Origin of the sequence: Campylobacter sp. JMF_08 NE1, from assembly GCF_027737875.1 — a bacterium.
Taxonomy (GTDB): Bacteria; Campylobacterota; Campylobacteria; order Campylobacterales; family Campylobacteraceae; genus Campylobacter_B.
In genome coordinates this window covers 1-1,024 of record NZ_JAOVUC010000023.1, presented here as the reverse complement: position 1 = coordinate 1,024, position 1,024 = coordinate 1, and the positions used below count along the sequence as shown (strand labels likewise).

Here is a 1,024-nt window from a genome sequence, read left to right as displayed (position 1 = left end):
GCTTCTTTTACAGCCTTTATGGAGTGCGAAATGCCGATATTTTCTAAATTTGAAGCCCCATTTCGAATTCCAGCTGTATCTATAATGCGGATTATATGAGTGCCGATTTTAAGGCTTTCTTCTATGCGATCCCTTGTCGTGCCTGCTTCGTCGCTGACAATCGCCCTTTCGTAGTTTAAGAGTGAATTTAAAATGCTACTTTTGCCGACATTTGGTTTGCCAATAATCGCTACTTTAAAGCCTTCGATTAGCCCTTTTCTTTGTTCGCTAACTTCGGCTATTTTGCTTAGTTTGTGCGAGTTTTCATCTAGCATTGCGCTAGTTTTTTCTAAAATATCGCTTGGCAAATCCTCTTCGGCATAATCAATGCAAGTCTCCACAAAAGCCAGCGTCTTAACAAGCTCCGAGCGCAAGGTTTCGACATAGTTTTTAAGTTCGCCGTGCAGGTTTTTAGCTAGGATTTTTGTTGCGCTTTCGCTGCGTGAATTTATGAGAGCTTGAATAGCTTCTGCTTTTGTTAAATCCATTTTACCATTTAGATAGGCTCTTTTGCTAAACTCACCCGGGCTTGCAATTCTAGCGCCTAAATTTACAAGCTCGTCGATGATTAAATTTGAAATCACCAAACCGCCGTGCGTGTGAAATTCGACGACTTCTTCGCCTGTGAAACTAAACGGGGCTTTAAAATAAATCACAATGGCTTCATCGATAAATTCGCCATTAGCATTTTTTATCTCGCAAAGTGTCGCATAACGGGGTTTTAGAGAATTTTTATTTATAAGTTTTAGGGCAAGATTAAGCGAATTTGCACCGCTTAATCTCACTATGGATATACCGCCTGTGCCGTGCGCTGTGGCGACGGCGACAATATCATCATTCATTACTGTTGTCGTTTATGACTATGATTTTTCCGTTTTTGGCACTTTTTACGCCGACATATTTTTCCGGAAATTCAGCCCTTAATCTATCTACCGCAAATTTTACCAAAGCACCGTCATAAGGCTTAGTATAAGCCTTTCCTGCC

The 1,024-nt window shown here is 40.8% G+C and carries 1 protein-coding gene and 1 pseudogene; both read right to left on the bottom strand.

Annotated features, from left to right (window positions below):
* A partial coding sequence (mnmE, locus tag OFN91_RS08275; protein WP_270873908.1) for a tRNA uridine-5-carboxymethylaminomethyl(34) synthesis GTPase MnmE occupies positions 1–881 on the bottom strand: 881 nt, incomplete at its 3' end.
* Positions 874–1,024 (bottom strand): annotated as a pseudogene (locus OFN91_RS08270) (Jag N-terminal domain-containing protein); the annotation flags it as partial. The gene mnmE and the pseudogene OFN91_RS08270, both read right to left, overlap by 8 nt.